General features: G+C 39.2%; 13 protein-coding genes and 1 tRNA gene. 8 read left to right on the forward strand and 6 right to left on the reverse strand.

Annotated elements, in window-relative coordinates; all coding sequences use genetic code 11:
• Nucleotides 1-146 precede the first annotated feature (146 nt).
• Complete coding sequence (locus RMA94_RS08505) at nucleotides 147-1331, forward strand: porin (RefSeq protein WP_311082534.1); 1185 nt, start codon at nucleotides 147-149, stop codon at nucleotides 1329-1331.
• Between the two features lie 54 nt (nucleotides 1332-1385).
• On the opposite strand, the gene RMA94_RS08510 is transcribed toward RMA94_RS08505, so the two are convergent.
• Nucleotides 1386-2366: a LysR family transcriptional regulator gene (locus RMA94_RS08510; protein WP_311082535.1), complete on the reverse strand. Its 981-nt coding sequence runs from the start codon at nucleotides 2364-2366 to the stop codon at nucleotides 1386-1388.
• Nucleotides 2367-2469: 103 nt separating this feature from the next.
• Between RMA94_RS08510 and RMA94_RS08515 the strand changes: the two genes are divergently transcribed.
• The 7 genes from RMA94_RS08515 (at nucleotide 2470) to RMA94_RS08545 (ending at nucleotide 10152) form a co-directional block, all read left to right on the forward strand.
• The gene (locus RMA94_RS08515; RefSeq protein WP_311082536.1) at nucleotides 2470-3582 is read left to right on the forward strand and encodes a tartrate dehydrogenase; all 1113 of its coding nucleotides are present in this window, start codon (nucleotides 2470-2472) and stop codon (nucleotides 3580-3582) included.
• 26 nt (nucleotides 3583-3608) lie between these two features.
• Nucleotides 3609-5255, forward strand: a complete 1647-nt coding sequence (locus RMA94_RS08520; protein ID WP_017387250.1) for a BCCT family carnitine transporter — start codon at nucleotides 3609-3611, stop codon at nucleotides 5253-5255.
• Nucleotides 5256-5266: 11 nt separating this feature from the next.
• On the forward strand, nucleotides 5267-6241 hold the full coding sequence (locus RMA94_RS08525) for an alpha/beta hydrolase (protein WP_311082538.1): 975 nt from the start codon (nucleotides 5267-5269) through the stop codon (nucleotides 6239-6241).
• A gap of 42 nt (nucleotides 6242-6283) precedes the next feature.
• Nucleotides 6284-7399 (forward strand): carnitine monooxygenase subunit alpha, encoded by a 1116-nt coding sequence (gene cntA, locus RMA94_RS08530; protein ID WP_033848324.1) that lies wholly within the window; start codon nucleotides 6284-6286, stop codon nucleotides 7397-7399.
• A gap of 63 nt (nucleotides 7400-7462) precedes the next feature.
• Nucleotides 7463-8914, forward strand: a complete 1452-nt coding sequence (locus tag RMA94_RS08535; protein WP_311082539.1) for an NAD-dependent succinate-semialdehyde dehydrogenase — start codon at nucleotides 7463-7465, stop codon at nucleotides 8912-8914.
• A gap of 47 nt (nucleotides 8915-8961) precedes the next feature.
• Nucleotides 8962-9918, forward strand: a complete 957-nt coding sequence (cntB, locus tag RMA94_RS08540) for a carnitine monooxygenase, reductase subunit CntB (protein WP_311082541.1) — start codon at nucleotides 8962-8964, stop codon at nucleotides 9916-9918.
• A gap of 157 nt (nucleotides 9919-10075) precedes the next feature.
• A tRNA-Met gene (locus RMA94_RS08545) sits at nucleotides 10076-10152 on the forward strand.
• Nucleotides 10153-10195: 43 nt separating this feature from the next.
• Here the strand turns inward: RMA94_RS08545 and RMA94_RS08550 are convergent.
• The 5 genes from RMA94_RS08550 to RMA94_RS08570 all read right to left on the reverse strand — a co-directional run bounded on the left by RMA94_RS08550 (nucleotide 10196) and on the right by RMA94_RS08570 (nucleotide 15646).
• Nucleotides 10196-11224 (reverse strand): hypothetical protein, encoded by a 1029-nt coding sequence (locus RMA94_RS08550; RefSeq protein ID WP_311082543.1) that lies wholly within the window; start codon nucleotides 11222-11224, stop codon nucleotides 10196-10198.
• Complete coding sequence (locus tag RMA94_RS08555; protein WP_311082545.1) at nucleotides 11217-12842, reverse strand: NAD+ synthase; 1626 nt, start codon at nucleotides 12840-12842, stop codon at nucleotides 11217-11219. The genes RMA94_RS08550 and RMA94_RS08555 overlap by 8 nt, the downstream gene beginning before the upstream one ends.
• Nucleotides 12843-13227: 385 nt before the next feature.
• Complete coding sequence (locus RMA94_RS08560) at nucleotides 13228-13788, reverse strand: hypothetical protein (RefSeq protein WP_311082547.1); 561 nt, start codon at nucleotides 13786-13788, stop codon at nucleotides 13228-13230.
• Between the two features lie 157 nt (nucleotides 13789-13945).
• Nucleotides 13946-14398 (reverse strand): protoporphyrinogen oxidase HemJ, encoded by a 453-nt coding sequence (gene hemJ / locus RMA94_RS08565; RefSeq protein WP_002120291.1) that lies wholly within the window; start codon nucleotides 14396-14398, stop codon nucleotides 13946-13948.
• Nucleotides 14399-14416: 18 nt separating this feature from the next.
• Entirely contained in the window at nucleotides 14417-15646 is a 1230-nt protein-coding gene (locus tag RMA94_RS08570; protein WP_014205967.1) for a beta-ketoacyl synthase N-terminal-like domain-containing protein, read from the reverse strand.
• Nucleotides 15647-15895: the final 249 nt, after the last annotated feature.

Genomic DNA, 15895 nt, shown 5'->3' on the forward strand with positions numbered 1-15895 from the left:
TTATAGACCACGCTCCTGCGTGGTCTTTTTTTATGCTCATTTTTTGATTAAACACAGTTTGTAAAGACCGACTTTATAGTTATGGCATTGTTTGTCTAGATCAATTTCTTCATGTTCTTATAACACTTAACAAGGATGTTGAAGACATGAAAAGGTCATTATTATTTTTAGGAATTTTAAGTTTAACGGCGGGAGTAGAGGCTTCTGCGGCTGATTTAAGTTGGGGTGATCCAACTTTGGATTCGGGACAGTTTAAAGTTTCTGGTGCAGTACGTTCTCGTTATTTGCATAAAGATTATGTGGTTGATGCAAATGAAGGTTCTCAAAATGATGACTGGCGATTAACTGATATTAAATTAGTGCTAGGTTATGAAAATCCAGATTGGATTGCAGGTGCGGATGCCCGTTGTTATCAATATGATCGCTTGTGTGATGCGATTTTTCTAAAAAAAGCTTGGGTAGGTTATAAATTATCTGATCAGCAGAGAATCACGGCAGGTTTGCAACCCGTTGATTTTGGCTTTGGTGAATTTTGGGGAAGTAGTTATTACGAAACGCTTTTAAATACCGTTGGTTTAGAAGATATTGATAATCTGGGGATTAAATATAAATTTGCAGATGATAAATACAATTTGACCTTAGGTTTCTATCCAACTGATGGCGGAAATTATAAGGGAACCTCAAAGGACTCAAGCAGATACAGTGGTAACTTTGTGGAAGCTGATGATTTAACCACAGGTACTAATATCGAAGAAAAGAATATGTGGATTGCTCGAGGATCTAGAAAATTTGAACTTGATAAAGCTCAAAAATTTTCGATCGAGTTAGGTGGTTCAGTTTGGTACTCTGATTTAGAAAATAAAAGAACTGATGAAGATGGGCATCGCAAATCATGGAATGTATTTGCTCAAACGCAATATCAGGCATGGCAATGGATGTTTTTAGCTGGTAAGCAAGATGTGACGAATGGGGATGATTTATTGCCAAATAGCTCAACCATTGGAGCATTTGATTATCCATATCAAGTTGCCAATAAAGGTAAATATTTGGTTAATGAAATTAACTATACCTTTGCTAAACCATTCCACAAACTTGAAAATATTAAGCCTTATATCTCTCATAGCCGCTTTTTTAAAGACGAGGATGGCTATAAAGATTCTGAACGTTTAATAGCAGGGGTTTATTTTAATTACAAAGCTATTGGTATTCAGGGTGAATACATTATGAGTAAAAATGATCCAATGGTGGGTGGTGGGGCTGATGGTCTTGCACAAGGTAGCAGTAATGATTGGGATAAATTATTTTATCTTTCAATCGGATATTATTTTTAAAATTTAAAAGCGATTTATTGCCCTAAGTGAATAGACCTCACTTAGGGCTTTTTTTCATAGAAAGACTTTTTCAGGTGGTGGTTCTCTTTTAACTGCCGGAGAAATGAGTTGTCCTCGGTTTAGGTTTTGAACATGCTGTAAACGATTGAGCAATTCGTTTTGAATAAACAAAATACAGGTTTGTAATTTAGATGAGCTTTTAAGCCGTGATGGATAAACCGCCCATATATCTGCATCTTGCCAATATTCAGGCAAAATATGCTGGAGTTGACCTGTAATCAATTCATCTGCAACATCCCAAATTGAACGGAAAATAATGCCATGACCTTCTATAGCAAGCTGATGAATAATTTCGCCGTTATTCGAAACAAAGCGTGGTTTGATATGTACTGCGACATCTTCAGAGGCATGCCTAAATTTCCATAAAACTGAAGATTGATCGCGTTCACTAATTGTCAAACAATCATGTGTTTGCAAATCTTGAATGCTGTCTGGTACGCCGTGTTTAAGTAAATAACTCGGCGCCGCACATAAAATCCGAAAATTGGAAGCTAACTTCTTCGCAATCATATTCGGTGCGATTTCATTACCAATTCTAATGTCCAAATCAATACTGTGTTGAATCAGGTCTTTGGTATTGTCGATGGTGTCAAAATGAATTTGAAGCTTTGGATAAAGCATCATTAATTTAGACAGAATCGGTGCGATATGTTTTCTGCCAAAACCAAAGCTACTAATAATATCCATACGACCCGTAGGTGTACTCAGCGGGTTATTCACCAGTTCACAAACTTCATCAAATTCTTCAAGAATATTTGAAACTCTCTCAAGAATAAGTTTGCCATCTTCCGTTAGGCTGACATGACGCGTACTGCGATGAAAAAGTTTGCAGCTCAACGTGTTTTCTAAAATATTAATTCGCTTGCTAATAAAAGCTGGCGAAGTCCCAAGTTCCTCAGCAGATTCGACAAAACTTTTTAGTTTGGCGACTGTGCAAAAAACCTTTAAATCCGATAGGTTAGGTAGATTATTCACGATCCGTGTCCATTGGAGTGATAGTTCTGTTGTTGATCATTTTTGCTTAAAACATCATGTTTAAGCCATACAAGGATATTAGTCGAAGGTGTGAAGGAAGCTTATGGCAAAAAGATATAAAGTTGCCACGATTGCAGGCGATGGCATTGGTTTAGAAGTTCTACCAGAAGGCATTAAGGTTGTAAAGGCTGCAGCAGAGAAGTACGGCATTGAGCTTCAGTTAGATGCATTTGAATGGGCAAGCTGCGATTACTACCTTGAGCACGGCAAAATGATGCCAGATGACTGGTTTGAAACTTTGCAGGGCTACGATGCAATTTATTTTGGCGCTGTAGGCTGGCCAGATAAAGTACCTGACCATATTTCACTTTGGGGGTCGTTGCTCCAGTTCCGTCGCGGTTTTGACCAATATGTGAATTTACGTCCAGTGCGCTTAATGCCGGGTGTTAAATGTCCCTTAGTAGGCAAAAAACCGGGTGATATCGACTTCTACGTGGTCCGTGAAAACAGTGAAGGTGAGTATTCAGCCATTGGTGGTAAGGCTTTTGAAGGAACAGATCGAGAGTTTGTTTTACAAGAAGCTGTATTTACACGTCATGGCGTAGATCGCATTTTGCGTTATGCATTTGAGTTTGCAAATCAGCGTGATGCAAAAAAAATTACTGCAGCGACCAAGTCAAATGGTATTGCAGTGAGCATGCCGTACTGGGATGAGCGCGTTGATGCGATGGCAAAACAGTATCCACAAATTCAAGCTGATAAACAGCATGTTGATATTTTAGCGGCTCGTTTTGTTTTACAACCTGAACGTTTTGATGTGGTTGTGGCATCCAATTTATTTGGTGACATTCTTTCCGATTTAGGCCCTGCATGTACAGGAACCATTGGTTTGGCAGCTTCTGCAAATTTAAACCCGGAAAGAAAATTTCCATCATTGTTTGAACCTGTACATGGTTCAGCACCAGATATTTACGGTAAACAAATTGCCAACCCAATCGCTGCGATTTGGTCGGGTGCCATGATGTTCGAATTCTTTGGCGAAGATGATGAACGCTGCATTCAAGCAGGTCAGGACATTATGCAGGCGATTGAGAATGTATTAATTAATGGACCAAAAACAGCCGATATCGGTGGTCAGGCAAAAACTTATGAGGTAGGAGATGCAATTGCATCGTGTGTAGCCCAAACTAAAATGGACGTGTTCGCTATGGAATAACGCCATCCAAAAATGGATGTAGGGATATGGATAATCAAAACACAAAAATTTATACGGATAAAGTTCTTGCCGTAACCAGCTTACTGTTTGTATTTATTTCAGTTGCTGGCTTGGCGATTTATTCGCAAGAGTCGATAAAGATTGCTGCAACATGGATGCAGTGGACGACATCGGTATTTACAACCCCAGTATTACTGTTTGCTTTTTTAGCCATTATTTTTACTTTTGGTCTAGCCTTTAGTAAATACGGCAAAATCAAACTAGGTGAAGGTAAACCTCAATACACCACGATGTCATGGATTTTTATGTTCATCTTGTCGGGTATTGGGTCTTCTACATTGTACTGGGGCTTTTTGGACTGGGCCTACTATTATCAAACTCCGGGTTTGAGCTTACCGCCTGAGTCGGCAGAAGCTTTGAAATATAGCGTGGCTTACTCGTTTTTTCATTCTGGTTTAAGTGCATGGGCAATTTATGCTTTGGCATCAATTTCTTTGTGCTACAGCTACCACGTAAGAAAAAACAAAGGTTTAAGTTTGGCTTCAGTGATTGAGGCTGTGACAGGCTTTAAATCAACCGGCGTGGTTGGGCGTTTAGTCGACCTAATGTTCTTGCTTTGTATGTTTGGCGCATTGACGATTTCATTGGTACTCACTGCCGTGACATTTACCAATATTTTGTCTCAGCTCACGGGTATTCCAAATACCTTTATGACCAAAGTCATCATTATTTTGGGTGTTTCGGTTCTGTTCGCACTCAGTTCGTATGTAGGTATGGACAAGGGCATGCAACGTTTAAGTCACATGGTGTGCTTAGGTGTAGTGTTATTTGCGATTTATGTACTTTGCTTTGGTCCAACTCAGTTCATTTTGAATAACTCATTGATGAGTTTTGGGTTAATGGCAACCAATTTTGTTGATATGAGCTTGTTTACCGACCCAATGGGTGATGGCAAGTTTACTCGTGAGTGGACTGTATTTTACTGGTTGTGGTGGATTTCATATGCACCGGGTGTGGCACTGTTCGTAACGCGTGTTTCTAAAGGCCGTACCATTAAAGAAGTGATCTTTGCCATGGTGATTGGCGGCAGTGTTGGTCTTTGGTTCATCTTTGGTGTGTTTGAAAACTACAGTGTTTATAGCTTTATTCATGGAGCTGTAAATGTGCCACAAATCTTAAGTCAACAAGGTGGTGAGGTTGCAATTGGTCAATTACTCAGCCTGTTACCTGCCGGAAAACTCATGATGTGGATTTTCCTAGGCATCATGGTGGTGTTCTTGGCAGCACATATGGATGCGGTCGGATATGCGGTTTCAGCAACATGTACACGAGGTTTAAGTGAAGGGCAAGATCCATCACCAAATGCCCGTTTGTTCTGGTGTGTCATGCTGACTTTGGTTCCAATTGCCATGATTTTTAGTAAAGCACCATTAGACACCATGAAAACGGCAACTATTGTGACGGCTTTACCATTCATCGTGATTATTCTGATTCAAACCTATGGCTTAGTGAAATGGCTAATTCAGGATTATGCCAAAGTCCCATCGCACTTGATTGAGCAACAAGGTTATGATGATGCGGAAATTGGTTTAAACCAGGCTCAAGATGAACATGCAAAACGGATGCAGCTAGAGCTTGCAAGCTCAATCAAACTGGACAGAAAAACCAGCTAGAGGGAACGGTAATGACTACATGTGAACAGACCACTTATGCCTTAAGTGAAGAAATGCAAAGTCTTGTGTACTGGAGCAGCATTTATTCACCAGCAGATGCAGATATTGACTCAGTTCGTGCAGCATATGACGCAATGTGTCGACACTATACTTTGCCTCGTGATGGCAAGATTGAAGTCGAAGATAGAGTTGTTGCAAATGCAGAGCATTCAGTACCTGTTCGCATCTATTCACCAAAAACTAAACGACCTGAAGCTGGTTGGCCATGTGTATTGTATTTACATGGTGGCGGTTGGATGGTGGGTGGCCTCGATTCACATGAGTTTATTACCAGTTATTTATGTCAGGACTTAAATGCAGTTGTCATTAGTGTGGATTACCGCATGGCACCAGAGCATCGCTTTCCAGCAGCTTTTGAAGATTGTTTAGCAGTTTATCAATGGCTTAAAGAGTATGGTTCTGATTGGCAGATTGATAGCGGAAATATCGTTCTAGCAGGCGATAGCGCAGGCGGTAACTTAGCAGTAGCTCTTGCAGTGCATCTACAGCATAGTGGTTTACAAGCTCAAGGTCTGGCTTTGGTTTATCCGTGTTTAACTACAGCACTTGATACACCAGCCGCACAAAAGCATGCCCATGCGCCGTTACTTACAACGGAAGATATGCATTTTTATTTAAAGGAATATGCACCGAATTCACAAGATTGGCAGGATTTACGTCTAGCACCTTTATTGGTAAATGATTTTTCAGATATGCCTATGAGTTTTGTAGCCGTTGCAGAGTATGACCCTTTAAGTGATGACGGTTATTTCCTTACCCAAAAATTGGAACAAGCAGGTATCCCTAACGAGTTCCATTTAGGCAAAGGTTTATTACATGGCAGTTTACGTCTCATGCGTGATTGCCCTGAAGTTCAACAGTTATATCAAAACATGCTGAGTGCGATACGTCGCATGTTTGGCAGTGTCGAAAAGACATCAATTTAATATCGAGTCATTTGGACGAAAAGAATTTAATGGAGTAATAACATGAGTGCAGTTGAAAAATTACCTGAAGATTTTTGCGCAAACCCAGATGTTGCATGGACTTTCCCTAAAGTTTTCTATACTTCATCGCAAGTATTTGAGCATGAGAAAGAAGCAATCTTTGCTAAAAGCTGGATTTGTGTTGCACATGGCAGTGAATTGGCACAACCGAATGACTATATTACCCGTAAAGTAATTGGTGAAAATATTGTCATCATTCGTGGTAAAGATAGTGTTTTACGGGCGTTTTATAATGTATGTCCGCACCGTGGTCACGAACTTTTAAGTGGCAGTGGTAAAGCAAAAAATGTAATTACCTGCCCATATCATGCTTGGACTTTTAAGCTAGATGGTAGCTTAGCTTTGGCACGTAATTGTGATCATGTTGAATCTTTCGATAAAGAAAACTCAAGCATGGTGCCTTTAAAAGTTGAGGAATATGCAGGATTTGTTTTCATTAATATGGATGAAAGTGCGACATGCGTAGAAGACCAGCTTCCGGAATTTGCTGAGCGTTTAAATCAAGCATGTAGCGTAATTAAAGATTTGAAACTGGCAGCACGTTTCGTGACAGAAACGCCAGCAAACTGGAAAGTAATTGTCGATAATTATCTAGAATGTTACCACTGTGGGCCTGCACATCCAGGTTTTGCCGATTCGGTACAAGTTGATAAATATTGGCATACCACACATCAGAACTGGACATTACAGTACGGTTTTGCTCGTTCATCTGAGAAGTCATTCAAGCTTGATCCATCAGTAACAGATCCTGAGTTTCATGGTTTCTGGACTTGGCCTTGCACGATGTTCAACGTACCACCGGGCAGCAATTTCATGACGGTGATCTATGAGTTTCCAGTAGATGCAGAAACGACTTTGCAGCATTACGATATTTACTTCACGAACGAAGAGCTCACTCAAGATCAGAAAGATTTGATTGAGTGGTATCGCAATGTATTCCGTCCTGAAGATTTGAACTTGGTAGAAAGTGTACAACGTGGTTTGAAATCACGTGGTTATCGAGGCCAAGGCCGTATTATGACTGATAAGCAACGTTCAGGAATTAGTGAACATGGTATTGCTTACTTCCAACATTTAGTGGCGCAGCATCACAAATAAAACAAATGGATTTATTCAGGTGTAAAGATGACTTACACCTGACTCTTCAATTAGGAAGATGATATGTCGAGTTTACAAAGTACTGAATTATTTCAGCAACAAGCCTATATTAACGGACAATGGTTAGCTGCACAGTCGAATGCGGCGGTTCCGGTAACTAACCCTGCAACAGGCGAAGAAATTGGCACAATTCCAAATATGGGAGCGGCTGAGGCGACTCAAGCAGTTGAGGCTGCTTATACGGCTTTGCAAAGCTGGAAAGCTTTAACTGCCCAAAACCGTGCAGATATTTTATTGGCTTGGTACAAACTGGTTCTCGATCATACCGATGAACTTGCTCTCATTATGACTATTGAACAAGGAAAGCCTTTGGCAGAAGCAAAAGGTGAAGTGCGTTATGCTGCATCCTTTATTCAATGGTTTGCCGAAGAAGGCAAGCGTATTTATGGTGATGTGATTCCAACCGTAAATAACCAGCAGCGCTTTATTATTAGTAAAGAACCTGTGGGGGTTGTGGCTGCTATTACGCCGTGGAATTTCCCAATTGCTATGATTACGCGTAAAGCAGCACCAGCTTTAGCAGCTGGATGTACGATAGTGATTAAGCCAGCAAATGAAACACCTTACTGTGCTTTAGCGATTGCGAAACTTGCCGAAAAAGCAGGTATTCCAGCTGGTGTAATTAATGTTGTTACCGGTAAATCTCAAGAAATTGGTTCTGTATTTACTTCGCATGAAAAAGTGAAGAAATTGACGTTTACTGGCTCAACTCCAGTAGGACGCCTACTGATGCAGCAGTGTTCAAGCACCATTAAAAAATTGGCGCTTGAGTTAGGTGGTAATGCGCCTCTGATTGTGTTTGACGATGCCGATTTAGATAAAGCTGTACAAGGCGCGATTTTTGCCAAGTTCCGTAATGCAGGCCAGACCTGTGTTTGTGCTAACCGCATTTATGTACACGACAATATTTATCAAGCTTTTGCCGAGAAGTTTGTACAAGAAGTACAAAAGTTTAAAGTCGGTAATGGACTTGAAGATGGTGTGCAAATTGGTCCATTAATTAATGAAAAAGCAGTTTTGAAAGCACAGCAGTTGATTGATGATGCAGTGAGCAAAGGCGCTAAAATTGCTTGCGGTGGTAAACAGCATGTTTTAGGGCAAACCTTTTATGAGCCGTCAGTTCTAACGAACGTTGACCGTACAATGGAAATTGTCCAAGAAGAAATTTTTGGTCCAGTTGCGCCGCTTATTCGCTTTACAGATGAAGCAGACGTCGTTTCTCAAGCAAATGACACGATCTTCGGTTTGGCTGCGTATGTTTATAGCGAAAATATTTCACGTTTATGGCGAGTGTCAGAACAGCTTGAATATGGAATGGTCGGTATGAATGCCACAGCAATTTCAAATGAAGTTGTACCATTTGGTGGTGTGAAACAATCAGGTGTTGGGCGTGAAGGCTCAAAATATGGTCTTGAAGAATTCATGACCATTAAATACATGTGTTTAGGGCTTTAAGGATAAGCGCTAACAACAAAAATATGCGGTAAAAGAAGGATTCTAATATGGCGAGTCATTATGAAATGTTCCCAGCGGTTGTTACTCGTGTGGAACAGCTAACCCCTTTAATCAAACGGTTTACGTTCAAACGTCAAGATGGGCAGAACTTTCCTCGATTTAGTGGGGGAAGCCATATTATTGTCAAAATGAATGAACAGCTTTCAAATGCATATTCATTGATGAGCTGTACGCAAGATTTATCAACTTACCAAGTCTGTGTTCGTAAAGATGTGGAAGGTAAGGGTGGTTCAGTGTTTATGCATGATCAGTGTGATGAAGGCTGTGAAATTCAGATTTCAGAACCAAAAAATTTATTTCCATTAGCTGAAACAGGCAATAAACATATTTTAATTGCAGGTGGAATTGGTATTACACCATTCTTGCCTCAAATGGACGAGCTTGCAGCACGCGGAGCAGAGTATGAGCTGCACTATGCTTACCGTTCAACTGAACACGCAGCTTTACTTGATGAGCTAACACAGAAACATGCAGAACATATGTTTAATTATGTTGACTCAGAAGGTTGCTCATTAAAGCTGGATGAATTGATTTCATCACAACCTAAAGGCACACATGTGTATGTTTGTGGGCCGAAACCCATGATTGATGCTGTGATTGATTGCTGTAATAAGCACCGTTACCGCGATGAGTACATTCACTGGGAACAATTCGCTTCAGCAGTTCCTGAAGATGGGGAAGCATTTACGGTTGTACTAGCCAAGTCTAATCAGGAAATTGAAGTACAAAGTAATCAGACGATTTTACAAGCTATTGAAACATTAAATATTGATGTGGAATGCTTATGTCGCGAAGGCGTATGCGGTACATGTGAAACTGCTATTTTAGAAGGCGAAGCAGATCACTTTGATCAATACTTAAGTGATGCAGAAAAGGCTTCACAGAAGAGCATGATGATTTGTGTGTCGAGAGCTAAAGGTAAAAAACTAATATTAGATCTTTAATATATTTCTGTGGCCGATCAATTATTTAAAGCAAAAAAATGCTAAAAAAAGAACAAATAATGATGATCTGAATCTTATTTGTTCAATTGATGGGCATTAAGGGTTTTTACCTATTGACCTGCTATACAGAACTATAGATAATGCGCACACAGTTTACGGCTATGTAGCTCAGTTGGTTAGAGCACCGCACTCATAATGCGGGGGTCACAAGTTCAAGTCTCGTCATAGCCACCATTTTAAAAACCACGCTCCTGCGTGGTTTCTTTTTATCTATTTTTTACTCATTAAAATGTTTTTCAATCATATCGAGTGTTTTTGAGCTTTGATAAAAGGGAGCTAAAAGCGCTTGAAGTAAAGGTTCTAAAATACCGTGCTCATTAAAGGCATCCATAACCTTCGGATAAAAACGTAAAGCTTCTGTTTGTAAGTCGTTTTCGGTTAATCCAATCTCACTTAATACTTCAAATAAACTCTGATCTTTATAAAAGTCATAAAAAACTTCGACACCATACAAAATCAGATCTTGCATAAATTCTGATTGACGTAATTCTTTCCAGTATTCGTAAATTAAAACAAAGAACTCTTCAACATCGAGAGGAGTGAGTTGTTTCATAAACTCATACATTTTTTTATGTCTGATATCTTCCCAAACATGACGCACTAGACTTTCTAAATCTTCACTCGATAAAAGACTTAATTCTGTAAGTTGCTCGTGAATAAAACTGGCAATCCAGGTTTCAAGTTTATGCTCAAGACGTTGCTGCTGCAAAAAGGAAAATTTTTTGAGTTTATGTTGCCATTCAAAATGATAGTCATCCACTCTAGAGGCAGTTAGAAGTTTTGGTAATTTTTGTTCTAGAGTCGAGGTTGCAATATATTGGCAAAGCTGTTGTACAGAAGGGCTAGTTCTTAAAAACTGATTGAGATAATGAGGAATATGTTCCATTTCTAAAAATTTAGAAAGCCACATTTCAAATTGGTGGTCAGAGACCAAGTCTTGTAACTGAATTGGAGACTTCATAGCAGATAAATAAATACGCTGCGCGATTTCCCCAATAAACTCAAGTAAACCAGCACCTAGCTGCATTTCAAAAGCATAGCGTTTCACAACGGCTTGTAGTTGCTCTAAATCAACAACCTCATGTAGCTTGATTTCGTCAGCATGTTGCATAAACAACTGAATGAACTGCTGGAAATAGATAGGTGAGTTTTCTATAGATAATTGTTTTTTGAAAAATTCCACTTGCTCAAGCAAAAGTGCTTGAGCAAGTGCTGTAGTTTTTGATGAGTTTTTCTGCTCAGTCATTCGCTGTCCAACCGTTGACAATCGGATAACGTCGTTCGCGACTAAATGCACGAGAGGTAATTCTCGGGCCAATCGCACCTTGACGACGTTTGTATTCATTACGATCAACTAAACGGATGACTTTTTCAACAACTTCTTTATCAAAACCTTTGGCAATAATATCGGCCTGACCTAAATCTTCTTCAATGTATGCGTAAAGGATGGCATCTAACACATCATATGCTGGTAAAGAGTCTTGGTCTTTTTGATCTGGGCGAAGTTCTGCTGAAGGTGGGCGGGTAATCACACGCTCAGGAATCACAGGAGTTTCGCTTAAGCTGTTACGGTATTTTGCTAATTCAAACACGATAGTTTTATAAACATCTTTTAGAACAGCAAAGCCACCAACCATATCGCCATAAAGCGTACAGTAGCCAACTGAAAGTTCAGATTTATTCCCTGTAGCAAGGACTAAATTACCAAACTTGTTTGATAAGCCCATAAGCAATGTGCCACGAGCACGCGCTTGTAAATTTTCTTCAGTTGCATCAGCTGGTGAATTACCAAAGAAAGGATACAGGGTTTGCATGAAGCTATTTACGATTGAGTGAATTTCAGCAATACCGAAAGTCACACCCATACGGCGAGCTTGTTCAGCCGCATCTTCTACACTAATTTGAGAAGTGTAAGTATAAGGCATCATTACAGCTTGCACTTTTTCTGCACCGATTGCATCCACAGCAATCGCAAGTGTAAGGGCAGAGTCGATACCACCAGAAAGACCCAGAATCACACCTGGGAAGCCCGAGCGCTCTACATAGTCACGAGTTGCCATGACTAAACCTTGATAGATTTCTGCAAATGTTTCTAATGCAGGAGCAGATTCAGTGACTTTATATAACTTTGTATCACGGTCAAATTCAGCAATATAAATGTCTTCTTTAAAGCTTGCTGCTTGTAAAGCAATTTCACCATTTTGATTGCTGACAAAACTTGTACCATCAAAAATTAAATCGTCTTGTCCGCCCACTTGGTTAACGTAAACAATATTTAGATGAAGTTGTTTTGCAAGTTCACTTAAGGTCTGTATACGGTGTTGTGGTTTGCCGACTTCATATGGTGATGAGTTGAGTACAAGAGCAGTATCAACATTTAATTGGCTCAACTGTTTGACCGTATTAATTGACCAGATATCTTCACAAATTAATACACCAAACTTATGCCCAAGATATTCAAACACCAAATGCTGATGGCCTTTTTGGAAATAACGTTTTTCATCAAAGACGCCATAGTTTGGTAAATTATGTTTATTAAAAACACCCAAAACTTGACCGTCTTTCATGACAGCAGCAGAATTGTAACGTTGACCATCTTCTGTCTGGTTCACAAATCCGAAAACCATAACAATATCTTTAACTTCGGCAAGTTGTGCAAAAGCCTTTTGCATACGTTTATTTAAATTTGGACGTAACAATAGATCTTCAGCTGGATAACCAATAACAGAAAGCTCGGGAAAAATAATCAGGTCAGCGTCTTGTTTTTTCGCCTGATTTACTTGCTCAATCATCTTTTGGGTGTTTGAGTCAATATTGCCAATATGCGGAGAAAACTGAGCAAGGGCAACTTTAAAACTTTTCATTCAAACCTAATCCTAGATCATAACGAATATAGATACACACAGTGTTGATTTTTATGAATATAATTTTTCAACGATGTGTATGATACGATAGTAAACAATTAAAATAGTAAACAAAAATGTCAAGATCAATAATATATACCAATCCCATATTTTCTGCGTAAAAATAACGAGATTTTCTGTATAGAATAGAAACAGGCTTCATTATTTTTATTGTTTGTATACTGCCTTATCACAAGCTAATTTGGAATAAGTCTGTTCTATTTTTTTCAATAATTTGAATTGAATAAGCGCAATTTTATAGTTTAGATAAGTATTTCTGATTTATAAGAATTCTCATTTACATTACGCAAAAAATGTTACGTTCAAAGCGAGATTGATTATTTAGTTACAAATGAAGTTGAGGTGAACAGATAATATTTGGGATTTTTCCAGAGCAAATATCGCGCGCAATTTCGCCTTGCTGTTCAATATTATACGTACTAAATGCCTTGTCAGGGTGGTAGGTATATTTGTAGGGATTGTAACTTTTAAAGCTGAGGTAATAGGCTGATTGTAATAAAGCACCTTTAAAGAGTACATGAATGCCTTTTTGATATTGCATGACGTGTGTGAGTTCGTGAATAAAAATACCTTGCATAAACTTAGATTCTAAAGCGTAATTTTCACTGTAATCAGCAGTATTGACATAAATATTCCCATTTGGGGCCATGAAAATACCGCAACTCTGCCAAGGGAGGTAGCGCGTAGCAATAATTTTAGGCCGTTCGCAATCAAGCATGTCACCGAAAACCATTTGCGCTAATATTTTTTCTTGAGCAGTCAAATGTCTAATCGGATAGTTTTTTAAGTGACGGAAAATAAAAAGTATAAGAAGAATAAATGGTGTATGGATTAAGCGTTTAAGGGCATTAAAAGTTAGCATAGCTTTGCCATTAAATGAGTTCATCTATTTGTTTAGCATAGTATAGATCATGTGTTGCTAAATAAAGAGCTATGACTATTCATTAGTTTTATAGTTCTGTTTTTATAAATATTTAAATGAATTTTATGTTTTTATTATTGTGAATATAAGACTTCTTAGAGAAGAAAAGCAAAAGCCCCAGTTAGAACTGAGGCTTTACAACAACTAAAATCACAACAGCAAATAAAATTAAGGTTGGCATTTCATTAAAAAAGCGCCAGAACTTATGTGATTTATAGTGAGCATTTCCGATGAGCTTTTTACGATAATAGCCACATACCAAATGATAAATCACTAATAAAGCCACTAATCCAACTTTGAGGTAAAACCAAGTCGCTTGATGGTAATGTCGAGTTGCATCACCCCACTCTACAAGGAAATGGGCGGTAATTAATGTAGCAATCATCGAAGGCCACATGATTCCACGATACAACTTGCGTTCCATTACCTCAAAGCGTTGATGACTTGCAGCATCTTCACTCATAGCATGATAAACATATAGACGTGGTAAGTAGAACAAAGCAGCGAACCAGCAAACCACGGCAATAATATGTAATGCTTTTACCCACAAAAAAGCATCAGAAGGTGCATCCATCGATAATCCTAGGTGGGATTATGCATCCCACTTCTTGAAAATAAGGCAAGCGTTAACACCGCCAAAGCCAAAACTGTTACTCATTACAGTATTCAATTTTGCATCACGTTTTTCAAGTACGATATCAAAAGGTTTTGCGCCTTCATCAAGTTCAGTCACGTTGATATTTGGTGCAATAAAGTCATTTTGCATCATTAGCACAGAGTAAATAGCTTCTTGTACACCAGCCGCACCCAAGCTATGACCTGTCATAGATTTGGTTGAGCTAAGAGGAGGTACGTTACCTTCACCAAATGCACGTTCCATTGCTTTAAGTTCTGTAATGTCACCCGCTGGAGTAGAAGTACCATGTGTATTTACATAGTCAATTTTCTCTACGCCATGTTGCTTAGCTTCTTCAAGTGCCATTAATACACAACGTGTAGCACCTTCACCACTTGGAGCAACCATGTCCGCGCCATCACTGTTCGCAGCATAACCTACTACTTCAGCTAAAATGTTCGCACCACGTGCTTGCGCGTGCTCAAGTGATTCAAGTACTACGAAACCACCACCGCCAGCAATAACGAAGCCGTCACGGTCTGCTGAATATGGGCGAGATGCTGTTTCTGGAGTGTCGTTATATTTCGAGCAAAGTGCGCCCATTGCATCAAACAATAAACTTTGAGACCAGTGATCTTCTTCACCGCCACCAGCAAGCATAAGGTCTTGTTTGCCAAGTTGAATTAAGTTGTACGCATAACCAATTGCATCTGCAGAAGTTGCGCAAGCACTTGTAATAGTATGTGAAATACCTTGTAGCTTAAATGCAACACCTACGTTTGCAGTAATGGTGTTTGACATGTTACGTGGTACAAAGAATGGACCCACTTTACGTGCGCCTTTAGTCTCTAATAATTCTGTCATTTCAACAACAGAAGCAGTTGAGCCACCACCTGAACCACCTGCAATACCATAACGTGGATTACCAGCAAGTTGTTCAGGAGTAAGGCCTGCATGTTCAACTGCAGCTACAGCAGCGTTGTATGCATACATCGCACATACGCCCATGAAGCGTTTTAATTTACGGTCGATATTATCAAAGTCTTGTTCTGCAGCAGCGCTGACATGACTTTTAAAATTGAGTTCAGCATAAGTTGGGTTAAAACGTGTCCCGGAGATTCCATTTTGAAGTGAATGAGTAACTGCTTCTAAAGAGTTACCGATACATGAGTTAATACCCATACCAGTGATTACAACACGTTTCATCTACAGGTCCCTTTATGGTGATATTTAAGAGTCTATCGTGTTCAACAGCTATGAAAATGAACAGGAGAATATAGCTGTAAGAAAACGGGACTCATGTTTTTCGTTGTTAACATGATAGCAGAAAGGATTTTTATTTCTTATGGCAAATCTTTATGACAATTTTACATTTAAAAAAAATAACCAAATACATAGTATGTTGCATTTGGGGTTAACTAAAATACACACATTCAAGTTGAGATAAATCCACAT

The organism is Acinetobacter sp. V115_6 (assembly GCF_031799025.1).
GTDB lineage: Bacteria > Pseudomonadota > Gammaproteobacteria > Pseudomonadales > Moraxellaceae > Acinetobacter > Acinetobacter pittii.

Excerpts from the sequence above, each read along its gene's own strand:
- cntA (WP_033848324.1), top strand. The coding sequence starts at position 6,284 with ATGAGTGCAGTTGAAAAATTACCTGAAGATTTTTGCGCAAACCCAGAT.
- RMA94_RS08560 (WP_311082547.1), bottom strand. The coding sequence starts at position 13,788 with ATGAACTCATTTAATGGCAAAGCTATGCTAACTTTTAATGCCCTTAAA.
- RMA94_RS08505 (WP_311082534.1), top strand. The coding sequence starts at position 147 with ATGAAAAGGTCATTATTATTTTTAGGAATTTTAAGTTTAACGGCGGGA.
- RMA94_RS08550 (WP_311082543.1), bottom strand. The coding sequence starts at position 11,224 with ATGACTGAGCAGAAAAACTCATCAAAAACTACAGCACTTGCTCAAGCA.
- RMA94_RS08535 (WP_311082539.1), top strand. The coding sequence starts at position 7,463 with ATGTCGAGTTTACAAAGTACTGAATTATTTCAGCAACAAGCCTATATT.
- RMA94_RS08525 (WP_311082538.1), top strand. The coding sequence starts at position 5,267 with ATGACTACATGTGAACAGACCACTTATGCCTTAAGTGAAGAAATGCAA.
- RMA94_RS08555 (WP_311082545.1), bottom strand. The coding sequence starts at position 12,842 with ATGAAAAGTTTTAAAGTTGCCCTTGCTCAGTTTTCTCCGCATATTGGC.
- RMA94_RS08570 (WP_014205967.1), bottom strand. The coding sequence starts at position 15,646 with ATGAAACGTGTTGTAATCACTGGTATGGGTATTAACTCATGTATCGGT.
- RMA94_RS08520 (WP_017387250.1), top strand. The coding sequence starts at position 3,609 with ATGGATAATCAAAACACAAAAATTTATACGGATAAAGTTCTTGCCGTA.
- RMA94_RS08515 (WP_311082536.1), top strand. The coding sequence starts at position 2,470 with ATGGCAAAAAGATATAAAGTTGCCACGATTGCAGGCGATGGCATTGGT.
- hemJ (WP_002120291.1), bottom strand. The coding sequence starts at position 14,398 with ATGGATGCACCTTCTGATGCTTTTTTGTGGGTAAAAGCATTACATATT.
- cntB (WP_311082541.1), top strand. The coding sequence starts at position 8,962 with ATGGCGAGTCATTATGAAATGTTCCCAGCGGTTGTTACTCGTGTGGAA.